18 protein-coding genes are annotated in these 21,779 nt (G+C 61.8%); 3 read left to right on the forward strand and 15 right to left on the reverse strand.

The features are described from left to right. Nucleotides 1–55 precede the first annotated feature (55 nt). A complete protein-coding gene (gene alaS, locus NMB38_RS15155) occupies nt 56–2,680 on the reverse strand; it encodes an alanine--tRNA ligase (protein ID WP_028688023.1) in 2,625 nt (874 codons plus the stop codon). Between the two features lie 395 nt (nt 2,681–3,075). Between alaS and NMB38_RS15160 the strand changes: the two genes are divergently transcribed. Beyond that, a complete protein-coding gene (locus tag NMB38_RS15160) occupies nt 3,076–3,909 on the forward strand; it encodes a hypothetical protein (protein ID WP_028688024.1) in 834 nt (277 codons plus the stop codon). Between the two features lie 3 nt (nt 3,910–3,912). Here the strand turns inward: NMB38_RS15160 and astE are convergent, their stop codons facing one another. The 13 genes from astE to acs form a co-directional block, all read right to left on the reverse strand. Further along, complete coding sequence (astE, locus tag NMB38_RS15165) at nt 3,913–4,920, reverse strand: succinylglutamate desuccinylase (RefSeq protein WP_028688025.1); 1,008 nt, start codon at nt 4,918–4,920, stop codon at nt 3,913–3,915. 11 nt (nt 4,921–4,931) lie between these two features. Beyond that, nucleotides 4,932–5,222 carry a type IIA topoisomerase (DNA gyrase/topo II, topoisomerase IV), A subunit gene (locus NMB38_RS15170; protein WP_023533754.1) on the reverse strand — a complete coding sequence of 97 codons (291 nt, stop codon included), beginning with the start codon at nt 5,220–5,222 and terminating at the stop codon, nt 4,932–4,934. Between the two features lie 13 nt (nt 5,223–5,235). Then, the gene (astB, locus tag NMB38_RS15175) at nt 5,236–6,585 is read right to left on the reverse strand and encodes an N-succinylarginine dihydrolase (protein ID WP_027915918.1); all 1,350 of its coding nucleotides are present in this window, start codon (nt 6,583–6,585) and stop codon (nt 5,236–5,238) included. A gap of 20 nt (nt 6,586–6,605) precedes the next feature. Then, nucleotides 6,606–8,069: a succinylglutamate-semialdehyde dehydrogenase gene (gene astD, locus NMB38_RS15180; RefSeq protein WP_028688026.1), complete on the reverse strand. Its 1,464-nt coding sequence runs from the start codon at nt 8,067–8,069 to the stop codon at nt 6,606–6,608. Further along, nucleotides 8,070–9,098, reverse strand: coding sequence for an arginine N-succinyltransferase (gene astA / locus NMB38_RS15185; protein WP_023533743.1), 1,029 nt, complete (start codon nt 9,096–9,098; stop codon nt 8,070–8,072). It abuts the gene before it with no gap. A gap of 69 nt (nt 9,099–9,167) precedes the next feature. Next, on the reverse strand, nt 9,168–10,187 hold the full coding sequence (gene aruF, locus NMB38_RS15190) for an arginine/ornithine succinyltransferase subunit alpha (protein ID WP_027915916.1): 1,020 nt from the start codon (nt 10,185–10,187) through the stop codon (nt 9,168–9,170). Between the two features lie 129 nt (nt 10,188–10,316). Further along, on the reverse strand, nt 10,317–11,537 hold the full coding sequence (locus NMB38_RS15195; protein ID WP_028688027.1) for an aspartate aminotransferase family protein: 1,221 nt from the start codon (nt 11,535–11,537) through the stop codon (nt 10,317–10,319). Between the two features lie 238 nt (nt 11,538–11,775). Next, on the reverse strand, nt 11,776–12,756 hold the full coding sequence (gene argR, locus NMB38_RS15200) for a transcriptional regulator ArgR (RefSeq protein ID WP_023533814.1): 981 nt from the start codon (nt 12,754–12,756) through the stop codon (nt 11,776–11,778). A 98-nt stretch (nt 12,757–12,854) separates the two neighbouring features. After that, nucleotides 12,855–13,619 (reverse strand): ABC transporter ATP-binding protein, encoded by a 765-nt coding sequence (locus tag NMB38_RS15205; RefSeq protein WP_027915914.1) that lies wholly within the window; start codon nt 13,617–13,619, stop codon nt 12,855–12,857. A 22-nt stretch (nt 13,620–13,641) separates the two neighbouring features. After that, the gene (locus NMB38_RS15210; protein ID WP_023533799.1) at nt 13,642–14,340 is read right to left on the reverse strand and encodes an ABC transporter permease; all 699 of its coding nucleotides are present in this window, start codon (nt 14,338–14,340) and stop codon (nt 13,642–13,644) included. Further along, nucleotides 14,337–15,026 carry an ABC transporter permease gene (locus tag NMB38_RS15215; protein ID WP_023533806.1) on the reverse strand — a complete coding sequence of 230 codons (690 nt, stop codon included), beginning with the start codon at nt 15,024–15,026 and terminating at the stop codon, nt 14,337–14,339. The genes NMB38_RS15210 and NMB38_RS15215 overlap by 4 nt, the downstream gene beginning before the upstream one ends. 88 nt (nt 15,027–15,114) lie before the next feature. Next, entirely contained in the window at nt 15,115–15,900 is a 786-nt protein-coding gene (locus tag NMB38_RS15220) for an ABC transporter substrate-binding protein (protein WP_027915913.1), read from the reverse strand. A 557-nt stretch (nt 15,901–16,457) separates the two neighbouring features. After that, nucleotides 16,458–18,419, reverse strand: coding sequence for an acetate--CoA ligase (gene acs, locus NMB38_RS15225; RefSeq protein WP_023533744.1), 1,962 nt, complete (start codon nt 18,417–18,419; stop codon nt 16,458–16,460). A 385-nt stretch (nt 18,420–18,804) separates the two neighbouring features. On the opposite strand from acs, the gene NMB38_RS15230 reads away from it, so the two are divergent. Then, the gene (locus NMB38_RS15230; protein WP_027915912.1) at nt 18,805–19,059 is read left to right on the forward strand and encodes a DUF2790 domain-containing protein; all 255 of its coding nucleotides are present in this window, start codon (nt 18,805–18,807) and stop codon (nt 19,057–19,059) included. 105 nt (nt 19,060–19,164) lie between these two features. Here NMB38_RS15230 and NMB38_RS15235 read toward each other — a convergent pair whose 3' ends face one another. Continuing rightward, nucleotides 19,165–20,727 carry a sigma-54-dependent phenylalanine hydroxylase transcriptional regulator PhhR gene (locus NMB38_RS15235; protein ID WP_027915911.1) on the reverse strand — a complete coding sequence of 521 codons (1,563 nt, stop codon included), beginning with the start codon at nt 20,725–20,727 and terminating at the stop codon, nt 19,165–19,167. 248 nt (nt 20,728–20,975) lie between these two features. Between NMB38_RS15235 and phhA the strand changes: the two genes are divergently transcribed. Further along, nucleotides 20,976–21,764, forward strand: coding sequence for a phenylalanine 4-monooxygenase (gene phhA, locus NMB38_RS15240; RefSeq protein WP_027915910.1), 789 nt, complete (start codon nt 20,976–20,978; stop codon nt 21,762–21,764). Nucleotides 21,765–21,779 lie beyond the last annotated feature (15 nt).

A 21,779-nucleotide genomic window follows, 5' to 3' on the forward strand; every position in this document is an offset into this window, starting at 1 on the left:
TCACCCCAGCAGGGCCATGAACGCCAATCGCGCTCAAGCCACCCTGCCCTTCATCTCAAAGTCCCTGCTCTGCGAACGGCACGGCAAGCGCCAGGGCCTGATCCAGGGCCGCGACGTCGACGCCGCCCCCCTGCGCCATGTCCGGACGCCCGCCGCCCTTGCCACCCACTGCCGCAGCGGCTTGCTTCATCAGATCGCCAGCCTTGAGTTGGCTGGAGAGGTCTTTGGTCACGCCGGCCACCAGCACGACCTTGCCCTCATGCTCGCTGCCCAGCAGGATCACTGCATGGCCGAGCTTGTTCTTAAGCTGATCGACCAGGGCGAGCAAGGCCTTGCCATCCTGCCCGTCTACACGGGCGGCAAGCACCTTGGCACCCTTGACCGCCACAGCCGCGTTGGAGAGATCATCCCCGGCGGCACTGGCGGCCTTGGCCTGCAGCTGCTCGAGCTGCTTCTCCAGCTGGCGGTTGCGCTCGAGCACAGCCGACAGCTTGTCGATCAGGTTGTCGCGGTTACCTTTGACCAGCTGCGCAGCTTCCTTGACCTGCTCCTCGGCAGCGTTCAAATATGCCAGCGCAGCGGCACCGGTCACGGCCTCGATACGACGCACGCCCGACGCCACGCCGCCTTCGCTGATGATCTTGAAGACACTGATGTCGCCTGTGCGCTTGGCATGAATGCCCCCGCACAGCTCCACCGAAAAGTCGCCACCCATGGTCAGCACGCGCACCGTATCGCCGTATTTCTCGCCGAACAGGGCCATGGCACCCTTGGCTTTGGCCGTCTCGATGTCGGTCAACTCGGTTTGCACAGGCGTGTTGCGGCGCACTTCGCGGTTGACGATGTCTTCCAGCGCCTTCAGTTGCTCAGGCTTCACCGCTTCGAAGTGGCTGAAGTCGAAGCGCAGGCGTTGGCTGTCCACCAGCGAGCCTTTCTGCTGCACATGCTCGCCCAGCACCTGGCGCAAGGCTTCATGCAGCAGGTGGGTCGCCGAGTGATTCAGGGCGGTGGCGTGCTGCACGTCGGCATCGACCTTGGTCTGTACCGGAGAGCCTACGACCAGCGCACCGGTGGCGACCACACCGTGATGCAGAAAGGCGCCACCGGTCTTGGTGGTGTCCCGCACGTCGAAGCGCGCCGAACCTGCCTGGATGTAACCGGAGTCGCCCACCTGGCCACCGGACTCGGCGTAGAACGGGGTGCGATCGAGCACGATCACACCTTCCTGGCCTTCGCCCAGTTGGTCCACAGGCTGGCCATCGTGGTACAGCGCGATGATCCTGGCCGAGGCTTCGGTGGCCTCATAACCCAGGAACTCGGTCGCACTGTCGACCTTGACCAGGCTGTTGTAGTCCATGCCGAACGCGCTGGCAGAGCGTGCACGTTCGCGCTGGGCTTCCATTTCACGCTCGAAACCGGCCTCGTCGATGGTGAGCTCGCGCTCACGGGCGATGTCGGCCGTCAGGTCCATGGGGAAGCCGTAGGTGTCATAGAGCTTGAACACCACATCGCCCGGCACCACGCTGCCCTGCAACTGGGCCAGGTCCTGCTCGAGGATCCGCAGACCCTGCTCAAGTGTCTTGGCGAACTGTTCTTCTTCGGCCTTGAGCACACGTTCGATGTGCGCCTGCTGGCTACCCAACTCCGGGAACGCTTCACCCATCTCGGCGACCAGCGCGGCGACGATCTGGTAGAAGAAGCTGCCCTTGGCGCCCAGCTTGTTGCCGTGACGGCAAGCACGACGAATGATGCGGCGCAGCACATAGCCACGGCCTTCGTTCGAAGGCAACACGCCGTCGGCAATCAGGAAGCCGCAGGAGCGGATGTGGTCGGCCACCACTTTCAGCGAGGCCTGCCCCTCGTTGGTGCAACCGATGGCCGTGGCCGCCGCTGACAGCAGGTTCTGGAACAGGTCGATCTCGTAGTTCGAATGCACGTGCTGCAGCACGGCGCTGATGCGCTCCAGGCCCATGCCGGTATCGACCGACGGCGCCGGCAGCGGGTGCAGCACGCCGTCGGCGGTACGGTTGAACTGCATGAACACGTTGTTCCAGATCTCGATGTAACGGTCGCCGTCTTCTTCGGGCGACCCGGGCGGGCCACCCCAGATGTCTGCGCCGTGGTCATAGAAGATCTCGGTGCACGGCCCGCATGGGCCTGTGTCGCCCATGGTCCAGAAGTTGTCCGACGCGTAGGGTGCGCCCTTGTTGTCGCCGATGCGGACCATGCGCTCGGCCGGCACGCCCACTTCCTTGGTCCAGATATCGTAGGCTTCGTCGTCGGTGGCATAGACCGTGACCCAGAGCTTGTCCTTGGGCAGGTTCAGCCACTTCTCCGACGTCAGAAAGGTCCAGGCGAAGGTGATGGCGTCGCGCTTGAAATAATCACCGAAGCTGAAGTTGCCCAGCATTTCGAAGAAGGTATGGTGACGTGCGGTGTAACCGACGTTTTCCAGGTCATTGTGCTTGCCACCGGCGCGCACGCACTTCTGGCTGCTGACAGCACGGGTATAGGCGCGCTTCTCCGCTCCGAGGAAACAGTCCTTGAACTGGTTCATGCCGGCATTGGTGAACAACAGGGTCGGGTCGTTGTTCGGAATCAGCGAACTGGACGCGACTCGGGTATGCCCCTGTTCTTCGAAGAAGCGAAGGAAGGCTTCACGGATTTCTGCGCTTTTCATAGGATCTTCCACGGAAACGGCGGCCCATCAGGGCAAAGCGTCGACGAAACGACGGCAAAGGGCCGCATTATATCGGGCCTGCAGGCTTGGTGCAGTGAGTTTGTGCTATTGAAATGGCCGAATCGGCTATTGGCAGCGTCAAACGCATCAATCATTCATCACGCCTGATGCTAAATCCCCGGCTTCCCAACTGGCAACTCCTGAAACCGTTGCCTGCAACCGGTATCCCCGACAGGCGGCCTGAGCCCCGGGAATCAGCGTCCTGGCAGAATTAGCCACGCACCCCTGCGCATCACCGGCTCATTGAATACAGCGTCGGCCAAGCCTAAATAACTACCGCACCCAGCAAGCCCGGCAGCCTTAGCGTGAATGCTCTTGAACAGGAGATCATGCCCATGACTGCAGTAACCCAAACCGTCAATATCGACGGCGGCGACAATAGTGAGCGCTTGAGCTTCGGGGAACTGGACGAAGCGTTAGCCTACGACACTACAGACGGCGAAGAACGTCTGGGGTCTCGCGTCTATTTTGATTACGAGCTGTACAAACTCTATTCGGCTGGCCAGCTCAACATCCAACGAAGGGTGATCGAGGCATTCGACGACAACGTGAAGGTAGGCACCGTCGATGAAATCCAGGTCTGGCTCGATACGGTGAATGTTAGCCTGAACCAGGAATGCGGCCTGGATCTGGAAATAGACGGCGTGCCGCTGAGACTGAACAGGTCCACACCCGATCAGCGTGTGCATCTGCTGTTCAGTGGCCAGGAGATTCCAGTGGGGCTGGCCGATAATGCCGACGGCACACTGCGCGTGGATGCCAATGCCAGCGCTGATGCGCGGTTCGAAACCACTGCCATCGACCACCTGTTCATCTACGGCACACCGCAGTTCCAGAACCGGGTGTATGAGCAGCTCGCACTGCTGTCGGGTTACCCAGAGTTGAAGAGGGCATTGGATGCTGCCCGCCAGGGCTATGCCGATGTGCCCGACATCGTGCTCATGCAATGCCATGCAGGCCCGGCGCAGCAGGGACCAGGCTTCGACCTGAGCCGCGTCATCCCAGCCAGATACGCCCATTTGCTACCCGGTGCTTACACCGCTGTACTGTACGACCCTTACCAAGCCAAGGGCCTGGACGGCCTGACTGCACTTGCCAGGCTGCTGCAGGACGCATACGAAGCCTTGACCCCAAGCGTACTGGTACCGGCTCTGGATATCGACATCTAGGGCTCAGGCCAGGCTTTCACCGTCATCAGGTACTACGATGATGCCCGCCCTGAGGCCATTGCGAACCTTGGGGTTGGGGAAGATGATCCGTGCGCCCTCCTCTTCGATCACCCAGCGCACGCCGGCAAGGTCATCGGCCAGCAGGTAGCCCTTGTTCAGCGGGGAGAAATTCTGGATGTCTGCTGGCAGGTGCAAGCGGAAACCATCGCTGTGCTTGATGACCTCACGCGCCACGCTGAACAACTGCAACCCCTCAAGCGACACGTCGTCATCGGGCTCGGTGGCTTGAAGGATGCGCACTAGCCGGGCTTCGAGCTTGTCGAGATTCACCGCGTCGTTCTGGCCAAAGGGGCGGGCCTTGCCCAGCTCAAGGGTAAAGGCCTCGGCGTCGAGCTGCTCGTAGGTAAACGCACTGAACGTGATTGAAGGCTTGCACTGCAGCAGTACCGCCTCCATGCCCGCTGCTGCCAGGCGGGCCAGTTCGCGCCGGGAATGCGCACGTCCTTGCTTGAAGGGATACAGCGCGAACTGCTCGATCCTGGAGCCTCGAATGGCCGTGTGCAGGTCGTAGTGCAGGCGACTACGCCCAGGCTTGCTGAAGAAGACCCGTGCGAACTGTTCGAGCTCCGCAGCGCGCAACGCCTCCGGCCCGCTGGACTGCTCGTGGCGGCCATTGAACAGGCGGTTGATGTCCTGTTCGATGAACCGCTCACCCTTGATGATGGCCGCCGGGTTGCCGAACAGGAACAGCACGCGCGCCCTGGGCACGATATCCCCGCGCGCAACGCCATGCAGCAAACGTTCGAGCAACTCGATCGGGGCCGTCTCGTTGCCGTGGATACCTGCAGACAGCAACAGGTCCAGGCCGCAGTCGTCAGCGGCGCTGGGGCTCACTTCCAGGGCACCCTGCCCCAGCCAGCGAAGGCGCACGCCCCTGGACGTCACTTGGGTCTTCTCGGCCGGTTCATGGCCGGTGAGGGTCAGCTCAAGCAGTTTGCCAAGGGCGAGCATGGCGGGCGTCCTCAGTGATGGTGGCCGCAGTCCGGGCCGTGAACGTGGTCGTCGTCTTCGCCCACGTCGGCCGGCTCCATTTCCAGTTGCAGGCTGACCAGGTTGGTCGCCAGGGGGCGCAGCAGCAGGTTGGCATACTCGGCATCGCCCTCCTCCACATCCACCCCGATCAGCAGTTGGCCACGGCCGTCCTGCTGGATCCATACTTCCTTGCCTTGCCACATCACGGCAAAGCGCGTGCACGAAGTTTCCAGCTGAGTGCCGTCTTCATCTTCCAGGATCAGGCGCAGGGCGTCGGTCATTGCAATTCTCTCTTCAAGGTTGGCGTTGGAACGGGTATACCGAGCCCAACTTGAGTATCTGGGTCAATTCGTCCAGTGCCGTACGGCACTCCTGCAACAACAGAGGATCGGCCAGGTCAGCGTCGACCAGACGGTCGCGGTAGTGCCGATCGACCCACTGCAGCAGTGTCTCGTACAACGGGGCGCTCATGATAACGCCTTGGTTCACCGCCGCCAGTTCCGTTTCGTTCAAGGCCACGCGAAGGCGCAGGCAAGCCGGCCCGCCGCCGTTTTGCATGCTCTGCTTGAGGTCGAACACCTGCACCTCCCGCACCGCCGTGCCCAGGCGGGTAAGCTGCTGCAGATACGCCCAGACCCGCTCATTGTTGCGGCACTCTTCCGGCACCACCAGCAGCATCGACCCATCGTCGCGGCTGAGCAACTGGCTATTGAACAGGTAGGAGCGCACGGCATCTTCTACCGATACGGTGGCACGCGGCACGCAAATGGCCTGCAACTCACCGCCCTTGGCGGCCAGCTTGATGCGAAGCTCGGTGAGCACGGCCTCGGTGTCGAGAAACGCATCCTCATGGTAGAACAGCACCTCCCCATTACCGACCGCGATCACATCGTTGTGAAACACACCTTGATCGATCACAGCGGGGTTCTGCTGAGCATAGACCACCGCGTCGGCGCTGAGCCCGTGCAGGCGGGCCACGGCCTGGGACGCCTCGAGGGTCTGGCGGGCTGGGTACTTCTGCGGAGCGGGGTAACGGTTGTCGAAGGCACTGCGGCCATAGACGAAAAATTCGACCCCAGCCTGCCCATAATCGTGGCAGAACCGCGTGTGGTTCGCGGCGCCCTCATCGCCGAATTGGGCGACGCCCGGCAAGGCGGGATGGTGGCTGAAATGCGCCTCGTCCCTGAACATCGCTGCCAGCACGCGGCTGGTGGTGGGGTGCTCGATACTGCGATGGTATTTGCAGTTGAGGTTGGCGGCAGTGAAGTGCACCCGACCATCGGCCGTGTCGGCGCTGGGGCTGACTGTCGCGGCGTTGGCCACCCACATGCTCGACGCTGAGCAACTGGCCACCAGCAACGGCATGGCCTCCCGTGCGGCGCGCTGGATCACCTGGGCATCGGTGCCGGCGAAGCCAAGCTGGCGCAGTGCGGCCACATCGGGGCGCTCCTGAGGCGCCAGCACCCCTTGCTGGAAGCCAAGGTCGGCCAGCGCCTTCATCTTCGCCAGCCCCTGGCGCGCCGCTTCGCGCGGGTTGGACCCCTGGTGGCTGTTACTTTGAGAGGCCACGTTGCCGTAGGACAGGCCACCGTAGTTGTGGGTGGGCCCCACCAGGCCGTCAAAATTCACTTCGTATGCTTTCATCGGCAAGGCTCCGACCATCGTTATAGTGTGACGCCCGGCGCCAGGGTTGCCGGCAAGGTCAGGCCGGTGGCCTCCAGCGACGCGACGGGGTAGGCGCAGTAGTCGGCTGCGTAGTAGGCGCTTGCCCGGTGATTGCCACTGGCGCCCACCCCACCGAACGGCGCGCTGCTGGCAGCGCCGGTAAGCTGGCGGTTCCAGTTGACGATGCCTGCGCGGCTATGGAGCCAGAAATGCTCGTAGCGAGCCTGGGAGTCGCTGAGCAACCCGGCAGCCAGGCCATAGCGGGTGTTGTTGGCTTCGGCAATGGCCGCCTCGAAATCGGGGTAGCGCAGCACCTGCAACAGCGGCCCGAAAAACTCCTCGTCCTTGCGCGGTGCCACGTCCGTGACATCGACGATACCCGGGGTCAGCAAGGCGGCGTCATGCTGCGGCTGCGTCATCTCCAGCAAGCTGACGCCGCCCCCGGTGATCAGCTCGGCCTGGGCGGCCAGCAGCGCGTGCGCCGCCTGCAGGGAAATCACTGAGCCCATGAATGGGGCTGGTTGCTGATCGAAAGCGCCCACGGCCAGGGTGCGGCTCACCTGAACCAGCCGCGCCAGCAACTGATCGCCCCATGGGCCCTGCGGCACCAGCAGTCGGCGCGCGCAGGTGCAGCGCTGGCCGGCCGAAATGAACGCCGACTGAACGATGGTGTAGACCGCAGCGTCGAGGTCCTGGACCTCGTCCACCACCAGCGCATTGTTCCCGCCCATCTCCAGGGCCAGAATCTTGTCGGGGCGGCCGGCGAACTGCTGGTGCAGCAGATGGCCAGTACCACTGGAGCCCGTGAAGAACAAGCCATCGATGCCAGGGTCGGCGGCCAAGGCCACACCCGTGTCACGCCCCCCTTGCACCAGGTTCAACACCCCGGTAGGCAGGCCGGCGGCAATCCAGCAATTGACGGTCAGCTCGGCCACCTTGGGCGTCAGCTCACTGGGCTTGAACACTACGCAGTTGCCAGCCAGCAGCGCCGGGACGATATGCCCGTTCGGCAAATGACCGGGGAAGTTGTAAGGCCCGAATACCGCCACCACGCCATGTGGCTTGTGCCGCAGCACTGCAGTGGCGTCAGCCAGTGGGCCGCTCTTCTCGCCGGTGCGTTCACGGTAGCTCTGCACCGAGATCGCCACCTTGTTGATCATGCTGGTGACTTCGGTAGCCGATTCCCACAAGGGCTTGCCGGTTTCCTCACCAATGCAATAGGCCAGCGCGTCGGCATGCTGTTTTAGCTGCGCGGCAAACTGTTCCAGCACCTCGATGCGCCCCTGCAGGCTCATGTGCGCCCAGGCGGGGAACGCCTGGCGCGCGGCCTGTACGGCAGTCCGCACCTGGCCTGCATCAGCCCCTTGACCTTGCCAGACGGTCGCCTGGCTCACCGGGTTGAGCGATGCCAGGTGCTCGCCGCGCCCTGCTACCCAGTTACCGCCGATGTAATGCGTGGTCATTTACTGGCCCTCCCGGGCGGCCGACAGGGGCACGGCCCGCACGTTGTCGCCTGCACCCATGCGCAGGCGCTTGGCCGTCAGCGGGTCGACCACCAAGGTGCCCGCCGCCAGCCGAGCCGGGGCGGCCGTGATGCGGCAGTCGTCGCGCTTACGGTTGTGGATGATGAAGGGCGTGGCATCCTCACCAGGCGTACCGATGGCCAGTACCAGTGTCTGGCTGTCGCGTACCGCGCGGATGCGGGCCGTGTCGCATTCGATGGCAGGCCCTGCGTCGAAAATGTCCACGTACCCCTGATAGGTGAAGCCTTCCTGCTTGAGCATGGCCAATGCTGGCTCGGTGTCGGCATGCACCCGGCCGATCACGCTGCGCGCCGCTTCGGACAGGAAGCAGGTGTAAAGCGGGAACCTGGGCATCAGCTCGGCGATGAAAGACTTGTTGCCCACACCCGTCAGGTAGTCGGCCTGGCTGAACTCCATCTTGAAGAAGTGGCGCCCCAGGCTTTCCCAGAACGGCGAGCGCCCCTGGGCATCGGACATGCCACGCATCTCCGCCATGATCTTCTGACCGAACAGCTCGGGAAACTCGGCGATGAACAGCATGCGCGCCCGGGACAACAGCCGACCATTGAGCCCTGAGCGGTAGTCATGGCGCAGGAACAGCGAGCACAGCTCGGAATTGCCGGTCAGGTCGTTGGCCAGGAACAGCGTGGGTATCTCGCGGTAGATCTTCAATTCCTGGGACGCACTGACGGTGAGCCCGACGCGGTAGTTGTACCAAGGCTCGCGCAAGCCTACGGCGCCAGCGATTGCACTGATGCCCACGACCAGCCCTTCGTCGTTTTCCAGCACGAAGAGGTAGTCGGTATCACCGCGCTCGGCTTCACCGCGAAAGCTCTTTTCCGCCCACCCTACGCGATGCTCCAGGCGTTCCTCGTTGGCAGGCAGCGTGGTCAGCCCCGTGGTGCCGGTGCTGCGTGCCAATTCGATCAACGCAGGCAGGTCGCTGCTGCGTACAGGACGAACGATCATGCTATCTCCTTGTGCGGCGGCATCAACCGGCGCGAAACTCTGCTAATCCTGCAAGATGACGGTCGGCGCTCAGGCCGCGACCAGCCGCACACTGGCACCCTCGCCCACGCCCAGGGCGTCGGCCACCTCCTGGCTCAGGCTGACGGGCTTGCCAGGTACCCAGTCCAACTCCACCAGCACTGCACGGTAATCTTGCAGCTGGCCATTGCAGACCAGGTACGGCCGCGTGCCGCGGGCCGCCACCGGCTCGACTTTCACGGGCGCCACGCGGCTTTGTGCAATCGAACGAATACCGGAGGTACGGGCATGCAGGGTCGGGCCGCCATCGAAGATGTCGATGTAGTGCTCGGTTTCGAAGCCTTCGCGCATGAGGATGTCGAAGGTGATCTGCGCCCGCGGGTGCACCTGGCCCATGGCTTCCTGCGCAGCGTCAGGCAGCAACGGCACGTAGATAGGGTAATGGGGCATCAGTTCAGCCAGGAACGTGCGGCTTTTGAGGCCGCACAGGCGCTCGGCATCGGCGTAGCTCAAGTCGAAGAAGTTGCGCCCGATGGCGTCCCAGAAAGGCGACTCGCCCTGCTCGTCGCTGAAGCCTACGATTTCCGTCACAACCGACTCGGCGAACCGCTCGGGGTGCGATGCCATGAACAACAGGCGACCCCGGGAATTGAGTTCGGCCCACCCACTGCCCACAAGCTCGGGCAGCACGTAGAAGCTGGTCAGCAAACTATTGCCGGTCAAATCGTGACACAGCGACAGGACGTGAATCTTGTTGTGGATCTTCAGTTCCCGCGAGGCGTGAACGAAGGTTTCGTTACGAAAACTGTAGAAAGGCTCGGAATAGCCTGCCGAGGCAACGATGGCCGAGCAGCCAGCCAGCTTGCCGGTCTCACTGTCTTCGAGTACGAAGAAGTAGCGTTCCTCGCCGTTGAAGCTCACCTCGGCGGCGAAGGAAGTTTCGGAGGCGGCGATCTTGTCGCCCAGCCGAGCGCTGTCGTCCGGCAACGAGGTGACACCAATGGGGCTGTCCGCAGCCATTCGCTGCACTTCGTTCAGATCAGCCATTTGCGCCGGGCGCATCACCAGCATGGTGTCACTCCTTGGAAAACGCGCTGCCAATGGCGGCGCGTGAAAAAGGCAGGCGCCAGGCGCCTGCGTTGGAATCCGGGCTCACCGGCCGGTGTTGCAACCGGCGCGGCGCCAACCCTGCGAGCCGGCTCAGCCTTGGGTCAAGGTGACCACGGCACGTTCGAAGCGCTGCAGGCCTTCGTCGATGTCGGCATCTTCGACAACCAGGCTAGGGGCAAAGCGCACCACGTCAGGCCCTGCCTGCAACACCATGACGCCTTCTTTCTCGGCGGCATTGAGCACGTCCTTGGCCTTGCCCTGCCAGGCCTCGGAAAGCACACAACCGATCAGCAGGCCCACGCCGCGGACATGACTGAACAGCCCATTGTCACGACCGATCTGCTCCAGACGGGCCTTGAATCGCTCGTGCTTGGCCTTGATGCCCGCCAGGGTCTGCGGGGTGTTGATCACATCCAGCACGGCGCAGGCCACCGCGCAGCCCAGCGGGTTGCCCCCGTAAGTCGTACCGTGGGTGCCGACAGCCAGGTGCTTGGCCAGGTCATTGGTAGTGAGCATGGCGCCAATCGGGAAGCCGCCGCCCAGGCTCTTGGCGCTGGTCAGGATGTCGGGCGTCACGCCGTAGTGCTGGTAGGCGTACAGCGACCCGGTACGACCGACACCGGTCTGTACTTCATCGAATATCAGCAAGGCATTGTGCTGGTCGCACAAGGCGCGCGCGCCTTCCAGATAGGCCTTGTCAGCCGGGACCACACCGCTTTCACCCTGGATCGGCTCGATCACGACAGCGCAGGTCTTGTCGGAAATCTGCGCTTTCAACGCTTCCAGGTCGTTGTAGGGCACGTGGCTGATCCCGGTGATTTTGGGCCCGAAACCATCGGAATACTTTGGCTGACCACCCACGCTCACGGTAAACAACGTGCGGCCGTGGAAGCTGTTGAGCGTTGCGATGATCTCGTGCTTTTCAGGGCCGAAGCGATCATGGGCTACCCGACGGGCCAACTTGAACGCCGCCTCGTTGGATTCGGCGCCGGAATTGCAGAAGAACGCGCGATCGGCAAACGTGGCCTCTACCAGTTTGTGAGCCAGGCGCAGGGCCGGCTCGTTGGTGAAGACGTTGGATACATGCCACAGGGTATTGGCCTGATCGGTCAGTGCCTTGACCAAGGCCGGATGGCAATGACCCAGTGCATTGACGGCGATGCCACCGGCAAAGTCGATCAATTCGCGGCCAGTCTGGTCCCAGACACGGGAGCCCTCGCCTCGCACAGGAATGAAGGCCGCCGGGGAATAGTTGGGGACCATGACCTGATCGAAATCGGCACGTAGCACCGGGGCTTGCTCAACGGACATCTGAGTCTCCTGAAGAGGATCGCTGACCTGAAAGTGGCGAGCGATGGGGGGATTGTAAGGAACGAAGACCGCGTGGCCTTGCGGCCAAGCGACAACTTGTTACAGCGCAAAACCGGCATTCGGGCGGGCTTTCGGCAATGCGACAAACACTGTCGCAATCGCGCAGTGTACGGCAGAGAAGAAGCTGGGTGAACGGGTGTTCACCTAGTTGTGCAGCCCGGCCGCGCTGACACGTCGACTAGCCTTTTTCAGCCGGCGCGGAACTCAGTTCGAACGGGCTGCTGTTGCGTCGCTGATTGCGGTCTTCACGGGGCGTGGCGCCAAAGAAGTTGCGGTAGGCGCTAGAGAAATGCGGGCCGGAGGAGAAGCCGCACGACAGGCCTATCTGGATGATGGACTTGCTGGTCTGCATCAGCATCTGCCGTGCCTTGTTCAGGCGCAGCTCCAGGTAATACTGGCTCGGAACCCGGCTCAGGTACTGTTTGAAGATGCGCTCGAGCTGTCGCCGTGACACGCAGACATGCTGGGCAATTTCATCGGTGGTCAGCGGCTCCTCGATGTTGGCTTCCATCAACAGCACCGCCTGAGTGAGCTTGGGGTGGCTCGAGCCCAGCCGGTTCTGCAGCGGAATGCGCTGGCGCTCACCGCCCTCGCGAATACGCTCGACCACCAGTTCCTCGGACACCGCGCCTGCCAGCTCAGCGCCATGGTCCCGGGCCAGCACTGCCAGCAACAGGTCGGTTACCGCCATGCCGCCGCAGGCCGTCAGGCGATCGCGGTCCCAATCGAACAGGTGGCTGGTGGCGATGACCTTGGGGAACCGTTCGGCAAAATCGTCCTGCCAGCGCCAATGCACGGCCGCGCGATAGCCATCGAGCAGGCCGAGCATGGCCAGTGGATAGACCCCGGCAGACAACCCGCCAATCATGCAGCCGCTTCGGGCCAATTGCTTGAGCGCTGTCGACAGGCCAGCCCCGATGTTGCCCGGCGCTTCATCGGCCATCAGAAACAGCTTGTGGCACCCTTCCAGGCGCCCGTTCCAGGGCTCGCCCGGCATGCGCCAGCTGCCTTCGACCGGGGCTTCGGCCTGCAGGAACAGTGTTTCGTACACCACATCGGGATGGACCCGCTGCGCCACCTGCAGGACTTCTTCGGCCAGCGCCAGGGTCAGTGGCCGGGTGCTGGGCCAGATGAGAAAACCGATTCGCTGGGTGGTCATAGGGTAAGGTCCGAAACCTGAGATCGTTCGATTCGATGCGCCGGGTCAGGCTGCGCGTGACACGCAGCATGCCCTATCGTGGTGCAGAAAAGCAGCTTTTACTTCAGGCTGCCGGACAGGAACTGCTTCAGGCGTTCCGAACGCGGGTTGGCCAGCACCTCGCGTGGGCAGCCGGTCTCCTCGACCAGGCCCTTGTGCAGGAACACCAACTGGTTCGACACCTCGCGGGCAAAGCCCATTTCGTGGGTTACCACCACCATGGTCCGGCCTTCCTGGGCCAATGCCTGCATCACCTTGAGCACATCGCCGACCAGCTCAGGGTCCAGGGCCGAGGTCGGTTCGTCGAACAGCATGACCTCAGGTTCAACGGCCAGCGCCCGTGCAATGGCCACCCGCTGCTGTTCGCCACCGGACATGTGGCCTGGGAAGGCATCCTTGCGGTGGGCGACCCCGACCTTCTCAAGGTAGTGCTCGGCCTTCTCAAGCGCCTCCTTGCGGCTGACCCCCAGCACATGCACCGGCGCTTCGATGATGTTCTCCAGCGCCGTCATGTGCGACCACAGGTTGAAATGCTGGAACACCATCGCCAGGCGCGAGCGCATGCGTTGCAGTTGGCGCGCATCGGCTGCCTTGAGTGCGCCATCCTTGCCGGGGGTCAGTTTCAGCTCTTCGTTGTTGAGCAGTATCTTGCCCGCATGGGGCTGCTCCAGCAGATTGATGCAGCGCAGGAAGGTGGACTTGCCCGAGCCACTGGAGCCGATGATGCTGATGACATCGCCTGCCTTGGCCGCCAGAGAAACACCCTTGAGGACCTCGTGGCTGCCGTAGCGCTTGTGCAGGTCTTGGACTTGGAGTTTGTACATGCTGTCGATTCTCACAGAGCGGTCAGTGCTTGCGCGGCGCCAGGTAGCCGAGCCAGCGGCGTTCGGCCATCTTGAACAGGCGCACCAGGATGAAGGTCAGGCACAGGTAGAACACGCCCGCCGTGATGTAGGCCTCGAAAGGCAGGTAGTACTGAGCATTGACCGTGCGTGCGGCACCTGTGATGTCGATCAGGGTCACGATCGATGCCAGGCTGGTGGTTTGCAGCATCATGATCACTTCATTGCTGTATTGCGGCAGCGCACGGCGCAGCGCAGACGGCAGCAGGATGCGTCGGTACATCTTCATGCGCGACATGCCCATGGCCTTGGCCGCCTCGATCTCGCCGTGGGGCGTGGCCTTGAGGCTGCCGGCAACGATCTCGGCGGTGTAGGCACTGGTGTTGATGGCGAAGGCCAGGCACGCGCAGAAGGTCGCGCTGGACAGCAAGGGCCAGAACACGCTGGCCCGCACGGCTTCGAACTGGGCCAGGCCGTAGTAGATCAGGAACAGCTGCACCAGCATGGGCGTGCCACGAATGACGTAGGTGTACAGCCAGGCCGGCAGGTTGACCCACGGGCGCTTTGACACGCGCATCAAGCCCAGCGGAATGGCCGCCAGCAAGCCGAAGAACAACGAGACCGCCAGCAGCTTGAGGGTGGTGAGCAGGCCGTCGAAATACATCGGCAACGCTTCCCAGACCACGTTGTAGTCGAAGATCATAGTTCGGTCACCTTGACACCCACCGAGTAGCGGCGCTCCAGATACTTCAGCGCCAGCAGCGAGACACTGGTCAGCACCAGGTACAAGGCGGCCACTGCCAGGAAGAAGGTGAAGGGTTCACGGGTGGCATCGGCCGCCTGCTTGGCCTTGAACATCATGTCCTGCAGGCCGACCACCGAAATCAACGCCGTGGCCTTGGTCAGCACCAGCCAGTTGTTGGTAAAACCTGGAATCGCCAGGCGAATCATTTGCGGCACCTGGATGCGGAAGAACACCTGCCGGGCATTCATGCCGTAGGCGACACCCGCCTCGGCCTGGCCTTTTGGAATGCCCAGGAATGCACCCCGGAACGTTTCCGAGAGGTAGGCGCCGAAAATGAAGCCCAGCGTCCCGATACCTGCCAGCAGCGGGTTCAGGTCGATGTAGTCGTCGTAGCCCACCAGCGGCGCCACGCGATTGATGATGTCCTGCCCCCCATAGAAGATCAGCAGGATCAGTACCAGATCCGGTATGCCGCGAATGACCGTGGAATACAGGTCGCCCAGCCAGGCCAGCCAGCGCACCGGCGACAAGCGCAGTGCCACGCCGATCAGGCCGAGCACGATGGCTAGGGCCATCGACGAAAGGGCGAGCTGTAGCGTCAGCCACGCCCCATCGAGGATGACTGCCCCGTAGCCTTTCAACATGTTGAGGTCCTCGACCTAGAGAATGAAAAATGGTGCAAACCTCAGCGCTCCTGCTGTTTGCACCATTGCACAGCGGTTGACGGCTGACTCAGTTCGCGTCTGGGCCGTAGATGTCGAAGTTGAAGTATTTCTTCTCGATCTCTTTGTACTTGCCGTTGGCACGGATGGCATCGATGGCCGCATTGATACGATCGACGTTGGCCTTGTCACCCTTGCGCACGGCAATGCCGACGCCGTCACCGAAGTACTTCACGTCGGTGAAGGCCGGACCGACGAACGCGAAGCCCTTGCCGGCATCGGTCTTGAGGAAGCCATCTTCCAACAGGGTGGCATCGGCCACGGTGCCGTCCAGGCGGCCAGCCGCCACGTCGAGGTAGATTTCGTTCTGGGTGCCGTAAGGCACCACGGTGGCCCCTTTGGGCGCGAGCACTTCCTTGGCGAAGCGATCGTGGATCGAGCCACGCTGCACGCCAATCTTCTTGCCCTTGAGCTCATCGAGGCTGTCGGTAACCGCGGTACCCTCCTTCATGACCAGACGCGCCGGGGTGAGGTAGTAACGCTTGGTGAAGTCCACCGACTTCTTGCGGTCCTCGGTGATGGACATCGAAGACAGGATGGCGTCGATCTTGCGCACCTTGAGCGCAGGAATCAGGCCGTCGAACTCCTGCTCGACCCAGGTGCACTTGGCTTTCATCTCTTCGCACAGGGCATTGCCGATGTCGTAGTCGAAGCCGGCGATGCTGCCATCGGGCTGCTTGAAAGCGAAGGGAGGGTAAGCCGCTTCGATACCGATTTTCAGCGGTTTTTCATCGGCCTGCGATACCAGGGAAAACACGGACAGCGCCAGGGCGCCAAGCAGTGCGAGCTTCTTCATCAGGTAACTCCATCGGTACGGGGCAATACAAGGCAGGTAACAGCTGCCCGATATGCGAATGGTTACAACGCGAGCCGCGCAGGGTTCGACCAAGGTCGCAGACCACGAGCGAGTGAATGGCATTTTAACGACAGCCCGGTAGTCGAAATTTCTTCAAAGCGACAACTACTTACAGAAGCGCTTGAAACCGCTACGGGCGATGTTGACAGCCAATGCAGAATATGCAAAAGCGCAAGAAATTGAACCCATGAATCTAGCAAATCCTGGGCCTATTATTGGCAAACCCTTGTGGGACGGCAAGTGTAGCGTGATAGACCGACACACATGACAGCCCAAATGCCCTCAAACAGCGCGAAGTGTTTCCAGGCGCCCCGCTATAGCGCATTGCCGGTGACAGAAAAGTAACCGATCACTGTCGGGTAGCAGATTCAGCCGTCTCTTAAAGCAAAAACCCCGCCGGTTCACCCGGCGGGGCCGATATTGGACGCTGGCGTACTGCCGGCGCGACCCAAATTACCTTGCCATCAAGCTTGGATCTCGGGCCGCGCGCGGTGCCGTCAAGCCGTGGCCAAGCTCATGGCCTTGTGCGTGTCGATCAGGTGCTGCACGACACCTGGGTCTGCCAAGGTCGAGATATCCCCCAGTGCGTCATACTCGGCGGTTGCGATCTTGCGCAGGATGCGGCGCATGATCTTGCCCGAACGGGTCTTTGGCAACCCTGGCGCCCACTGGATCACATCCGGCGAAGCGATCGGGCCGATTTCCTTGCGCACCCAGTTCTTCAGTTCAAGGCGCAGTTGCTCGCTTGGCTCGACGCCGGCATTGAGGGTGACGTAGACGTAGATACCCTGGCCCTTGATGTCGTGCGGCACGCCCACCACCGCGGCCTCGGCCACCTTCGCATGCGCCACCATGGCACTTTCGATCTCGGCGGTGCCCATGCGGTGGCCCGAGACGTTCAGCACGTCATCCACGCGACCGGTGATCCAGTAGTAGCCGTCCTCGTCGCGGCGCGCGCCGTCACCGGTGAAGTACATGCCCCGGAAGGTCTTGAAGTAGGTATCGACGAACCGGTCGTGGTCACCGTACAGCGAGCGCGACTGGCCTGGCCATGAATCGAGGATCACCAGGTTGCCCTCGGTCGCGCCTTCGATCAGGTTGCCCAGGTTGTCCACCAGGGCCGGCACCACGCCAAAGAACGGGCGCGTGGCCGAGCCTGGCTTGAGCGCCGTCGCCCCTGGCAACGGGCTGATGAGGATGCCGCCGGTTTCGGTCTGCCACCAGGTGTCGACGACCGGGCAACGCTCCTTGCCCACGGTCTTGTAGTACCAGTTCCAGGCTTCGGGGTTGATCGGCTCGCCCACAGAGCCCAGCAGGCGCAGGCTGGAACCGTCGGCACCGTCCACCGCCGCCTGCCCTTCGGCCATCATGGCGCGGATGGCGGTGGGTGCGGTGTAGAGGATGTTGACTTTGTGCTTGTCGACGATCTTGGACACGCGGGTGATGTCCGGGTAGTTCGGCACACCTTCGAACAACACGGTGGTGGCACCGTTGGCGAGCGGGCCGTAGACGATGTAGCTGTGGCCCGTGACCCAACCGACGTCGGCGGTGCACCAGTACACCTCGCCCGGGCGGTAGTCGAACACGCGCTCATGGGTCAGCGCCGCGTATACCAGGTAGCCACCGGTGGTGTGCAGCACGCCCTTGGGCTTGCCGGTCGAGCCGGAGGTATAGAGGATGAACAGGGCTTCCTCAGCCCCCATTTCCTTCGGCGCGCAGTGGCTGGAGGCCACTTTCATCAGGTCTTCGTACCAGATGTCGCGGTGCTGGTGCCAGGCGATGTCGCCGCCGGTGCGCTTGCAGACGATGATCTTCTGCACGCTGCTGGTTTCAGGGTTGGTCAGCGCCAGGTCGACGTTGGCCTTGAGCGGTGTACGGCGACCGCCGCGCACGCCTTCGTCCGCCGTGATCACCACCTTGGACTTGCAATCGATGATGCGCCCTGCCAGGGCCTCGGGCGAGAACCCACCGAATACGACTGAATGGATTGCACCGATACGGGCGCAGGCCAGCATGGCGACCACAGCCTCTGGGATCATCGGCATGTAGATGGTGACCACATCGCCGCGGTGCACGTCCTGCCCACGCAAGGCGTTGGCGAACTTGCACACCTGCTCATGCAGTTCGCGGTAGGTGATGTTGCGGTGTTCGGAGGGGTCGTCGCCTTCCCAAATGATGGCCAGTTGATCGCCACGCTCTTCCAGATGGCGGTCCAGGCAGTTGGAGGAAACGTTCAGAGTGCCGTCGGCAAACCATTTAATGTCCACATGGTGGTCATCGAATGAGGTCTGCTTGACCTTGGTGAAGGGCTTGATCCAGTCAATGCGCTGGGCCTGCTCACGCCAGAAGCCGTCCGGGTTGATCACCGACTGCTGGTACATGGCCTTGTAGGTGGCCTCGTCTGTCAGGGTAGTGGCCGCGATCTCGGGACGAACGGGATACAGTGGAGCCGCACTCATCGTGTTTACCTCGGTGTAATAGTTGTTTTTGTATGGGACCGATGTAACTGTACCAGAGCGATAACCGCCATTCGACGTTGGTAGTAATTTGCCAGTCGATCAGGTCGCAACCGCTCAGGCGCGGGCATTTTGCTGCCTGCCAGGTTAAAGGCCTCGCAGATTGTTACCAATTTCACCAACAGACTTTATCAAAAGCCCCACTGTTTCAGCCTGGGCCACAGTTCTAGAATTGATCTCGCCAGCAACGGCAAGAAGATTGACAACCTGTAACCGCCCCCACGAAGGCAACTGTCAATTTTCTGCAAACGTAATCAATACCTTAACGGTTGTCGTAGTGCCTGACGCACTGCGCGCACCCTGACGACTTTAAACAGGCAGATTAAACATGAAAGCTTTAATGGTAGTACTGCTGGGCAGTCTGTGCGGGACGGCCATGGCCGACGAAGCCCAGGCCGCCGAACAGGCACCGGTTGAACAGTACAGTTACTCGCAACACCTGGACATCGACCACGTCATTTCCATGAGTGAAATCCCCAATGTCTGCGGCGTAGTGCCTGCTCGCATGACCTACGCCGACTCGCAAGGCCATACCCACGTGCTGGAATACCGCGTGATGGGCAATGGCTGCTCAAACGGCTGACAGCGCGGCGACCAAGGGGGCCGAATGACCCCCTTCGCGGCCGTCTGCACACAAGTAACACTCAAAAGTTAGAAGCAACAGGCCCCTACACTTATCACCGCCCACTCAGTGCCCTGCCGATTTGCCCAGTGAATAATCTTTCAACTTATTGGCAATGGTCGTGTGCGATACACCCAGGCGCTTGCCCAATGCTCGGCTGCTTGGAAACTCCTTGAGCAAACTTTCCAATACGGCTTTTTCAAAACGCCCGACAATATCGGACAATGCACCGTCCAGTGAAAAATCACCCAAAGGCTGTCGCACGCCATAATCGGGCAATCGCACATGTTCAGTCTTGACCACACCGTTTTCACATAACGACACAGCCTGGAACACCACGTTTTCCAACTGTCGAACGTTACCCGGCCACTCATAGCTGGCCAACTTTTGCATCGCCCCCGGCGCCAGGCGAGGCATGGCGCATCCGATCTGCCGACTGGCCTGATCGAGAAAATACTGCACCAGCCCATCAAGCCCATCCATGCACTCGCGCAAGGGCGGAATGTGCAATGACAGCACATTGAGCCGGTGGTACAGGTCCTGCCGGAACTCGCCCCGGGCACAGAGCTCGGACAGGTCCACCTGCGTGGCGCAGATCACCCGCACATCCAGATAGACCTCCTCGTCGCTGCCCACACGCCGAAAACATCCGTCTTGCAAGAACCGCAGCAACTTCACCTGAAGCCGCGGGCTCATTTCAGCCACGCCATCGAGAAACAGCGTGCCGCCGGCCGTCAGCTCCAGCAGCCCCAGCTTGCCTTCGGCGCGGGCGCCCTCGAAGGCGCCCGGCCCGTAGCCAAACAGCTCTGTCTCGGCCATCGACTCAGGCAAGCCGGCGCAGTTGAGCGCCATCAGCGGTGATTGTCCACGCGGGCTGGCCAGATGGCACGCCCTGGCCAGAAGCTCCTTGCCGGTGCCGGTCTCCCCCTCGATCAACAGCGGTGCATCCAGCGGCGCCATTCGCCTGGCTTCACGGACAACGGCAGCCATCAGACGTGAACTCTGGAAAATGCTGTCGAACCCCCGCAACTCCTGCTTGCGCACATTGTAGATACGCTCACCGATGCGATCGGCACGGTGCAAGGTGAGCACGGCCCCAGCCAACGCTTCGCTGTCGTCATGCTCCGATTGCAGCGGCGCGATGTCGGCCAGGAACACATGGCCCCTGACCTGTACCCGCAGGCCGTTGATACGCGACTTGTTGCTACGCACCAGTTCCGGCAGGTCGAAGTCGTCCACGTAGCGAGCCAGAGGCAGGCCGGGCACTTCGTCGACTCGCACCCCCAGCAATTGGGCCGCCGATCGGTTCGCCGCCACGATGCTGCCGCCCATGTCGATCGAGAGCACGGGAAACTCCAGCGCCCCTAACAGGGCATTGAGCTCCATGTGCCGGCGCTCGCTGGGCATCAGCCCCACGCGTTTGACGCCGAACACGCCCGTAATGGCCTCGAACTTGGGGCGCAGGGCCTGGAACTGAAGGTTGATGAGGTTCGGGCAGTGCAGGTAGATGGCGTTGCCATGGTCCCCACCCACTTCGCCCCGCAATACGTTGATGCCGTATTCGACCAGCAGGTTGAGGATGTCGCGCAGAATACCGATACGGTTCTGGCAGTGCACTTTGATACGCATAGAGTACGCCTGGCAAAAACTTCCCGTCTGAGCGGAAAACTTGTAAAGAAATGCTGACGAAATGACCGCTAACGTTCATCGCAGACGCTTGATGTTGGGACAAAATAGCGGATTTGTAAAATTATCCTTACAAGATAGCGTGTTTGCCTGGGCTCTAGCCCTTGCATAAGTAGGTGTGCACCGAGCAATAAAGGGTTATTTCTGATGCCTACCTGTACATAACGACAAGAGCCGACCAGGAGACCTTCATGAAGCACACCCAGTACGTGGCCCGCGAGCCGGATGCCCAGGGCTTCATCGATTACCCGCAGCAGGAGCATGGCGTGTGGAACACGTTGATCACCCGCCAACTGAAGGTGATCGAAGGGCGTGCCTGTCAGGAATACCTCGACGGTATCGAGCAGTTGAAGCTCCCTCATGACCGCATTCCGCAGCTGGGCGAGATCAACAAGGTGCTGGGGGCAACCACCGGCTGGCAGGTCGCTCGGGTTCCGGCATTGATTCCGTTCCAGACGTTCTTCGAGCTGCTCGCCAGCAAGCGCTTCCCGGTGGCGACATTCATTCGCACACCCGAAGAACTGGACTACCTCCAGGAACCAGACATCTTCCACGAAATCTTCGGCCACTGCCCGCTGCTGACCAACCCCTGGTTCGCCGAATTCACCCATACCTACGGCAAGCTGGGCTTGGCCGCCACGAAAGAACAGCGTGTTTACCTGGCGCGCCTGTACTGGATGACCATCGAATTCGGCCTGATGGACACACCCAACGGCCGCAAGATCTACGGCGGCGGCATTTTGTCCTCGCCCAAAGAGACGGTCTACAGCCTGTCCGGCGAACCGGAGCACCAGGCCTTCGACCCCATCGAGGCCATGCGCACCCCTTACCGGATCGACATCCTGCAGCCGGTGTACTTCATACTGCCAGAGCTCAAGCGCCTGTTCGACCTGGCTCATGAAGACATCATGGGCATGGTCGCGCAAGCCCAACAGCTGGGGTTGCACGCGCCGAAGTTTCCACCCAAGGTTGCCGCTTGACCGCTGCTTGCCACT

The sequence above is a fragment of the Pseudomonas sp. FBCC-B35 genome (genome assembly GCF_059133755.1).